1 protein-coding gene is annotated in these 2,416 nt (G+C 53.8%); it reads right to left on the bottom strand.

Annotated elements, in window-relative coordinates; all coding sequences use genetic code 11:
- A partial coding sequence (locus MMB75_RS25945; RefSeq protein ID WP_277511610.1) for a non-ribosomal peptide synthetase occupies positions 1-2,416 on the bottom strand: 2,416 nt, incomplete at both ends.

Genomic DNA, 2,416 nt, shown 5'->3' with positions numbered 1-2,416 from the left:
ACAACGTCCAGACTGTACAGCTGACCTTCATTCACACCGCGATTCCACGCTTCATAGCCCTGTTCGGTCTGACGGAAGACCATACGCAGCGCATCATGATGCTCCGTCAGCTTGGTCATCGTTTGACGCAATGCGGCTTCGTCAAAGCCTTCTGCTCGATACAGCATCACCGATTGGTTGAAATAATGCGGCTCTGCCGAGGCTTGTCCAAAGAACCATTGCTGAATCGGCGTCAGCTTGACGCTGCCTGATACCTCGCCCTGATCGGCCGTACGACTCACTTTTTGTACATGACCGCTCAGCAGCGAAATGGACGGATATTGGAACAAATCCTTCATGTCCAGCTTGTAGCCCGCTTGCAGCAAGCGGGACGATACCTGAATCGCTTTGATCGAATCGCCGCCGAGGTCAAAGAAATTATCCAAAATCCCGATTCTCTTCGCTCCTAAGACAGACTGCCAAATCGAAACCAACGTCTGCTCCAGTGCTGTGCGCGGCTCTACATAATCCGCTCCGCTTTGCAGGCTGCCCTCCGGTGTCGGCAGGGCCTTGCGGTCGATTTTTCCGTTCGGTGTCAGCGGCATCTGCTCCAGCTGGATGAAGTATGAAGGCACCATGTAGTTGGGCAGATCCTCACCCAGTAAGCCGCGCAGTTCACTCGCGCTGACGTCTCTTTCAGCGACATAGTACGCCACCAGTTGGTTTTGTCCCTGCTCGTCCGCTTGGGCCAGGACGATGACCTCTTGCACGTCCTCCACTTTCAATATTTGTGCTTCGACCTCGCCCAGTTCGATCCGGTAGCCCCGGATTTTCACTTGATGATCGATCCGGCCCAAGTACTCGATGTTGCCGTCGGGCATCCATCTCGCCAAGTCCCCCGTACGGTACATTCGTTCATAGCCTGCTTCGCCAGCCGCAAACGGGTTCGGTACAAATTTCTCCGCCGTCAGTTCTGGACGATCCAAATATCCACGCGCCAGACCCGGACCAGATACGCACAGTTCACCTGCTACGCCGACCGGAGCCAAATGTCCATGCACATCCAGCATGTACACCCGGTGATTCGGCATAGGACGACCGATGGAAATGAGTTGGCCTGCCCTTTCATCCTCGGATACCGGCCAGATCGACGTTGCCACTGAGTTTTCGGTTGGACCGTAGCCATTGTAGTACGCCACTTGATCCTTCCATTTGTATACCAGCTCGGTGGAAGAGGCTGAACCCGCGGTGAACAAAATACGCAGGTGTGGCATCCGTCCGGGATTCAGATACACCGCATAGGTCGGCGGCAAAGCGGCCACCGTGATGTGGTGATCGGCCATATATTGCTCAAACCGCTCGTAGTTCAAAATCGTCTCTGTCGTTGGCACATATAACGTGGCGCCGCAGAACAGCGCCTGGAAGATTTCCCAGCAAGCTGCATCAAACGAGTAGCTGGCGAACAGCAGCGCATGATCCGACGTACGGATCTTGAGCGTCTGATCAAAATACGTTTTCAGATTGCACAGCCCATGGTGCTCCAGCATCACGCCCTTCGGCTGCCCCGTCGTCCCTGACGTATAGATCACATACGCCAAATCGTTTGAACCGGACCCCGGCTCCAGGTTGGAGCCATCCTCGTGATACACACTTTGTGCTCCATCCAGCACCAGCACTTGACCATCGATAACTGCTTTGTCCACCAGATGACTTTGTGTCAACAGCAGTTTCGCTCCCGAGTCATCCAGCATATAGCGGATGCGCTCTTCTGGATACGTCGGATCGATAGGGACATACGCACCTCCGGCTTTTAAAATCCCGAAGATCCCCACAAGCATGTCCACCGACCGCTCGGTCATCAGACCCACCAAACGATCTTTCGTCACGCCTTGACTGCGCAAGGTACGAGCCAGACGATTGGCGCGTTCATTCAGCTCGCGATAAGTCAGCGTTTCTCCTTCGAAGAACAAGGCTGTGTGCTCCGGTGTCTGCGCCGTTTGCGCCTCGAACAAGCCGTGAATCGTTTGCTCGTTTGGATAGGTTGCCGCTGTATTGCCCCAGACCTCAACGATTTGCTCGCGTTCCTGCACCGTAACCATATCCAGCTCATGTACACGGATGTCTGGATTCGCTGTCACCTGCTCCAGCAGCTGTACCAGATGACCTCGAATTTGCTCTACACTTTCCCGTTCAAAGGCCAGGGCATTATACCCGAAGCTCATGTGAATGGTGTTCCCCGGCAGCACTACCAGGTTAAAGTCATAGTTGGTCTGCTCGACGGACTCGGCTCCTGTAATGGTGAAGCTGGCTGCCTCACCGCTACCTAATTGCTCGATTTGTTCCTCGACCGGATAGTTCTCAAAAATAAGAATATGATTAATCAAATCCTGCTTAAGCTCTGACAATCCCTGAATTTCATACAACGGATACGTATCGT

This window comes from Paenibacillus sp. P2(2022) (assembly GCF_029522175.1).
GTDB lineage: Bacteria > Bacillota > Bacilli > Paenibacillales > Paenibacillaceae > Paenibacillus > Paenibacillus polymyxa.
The sequence above is the reverse complement of the archived record's forward strand: the minus strand, read 5'-3'. Positions and strand labels throughout refer to the sequence as shown.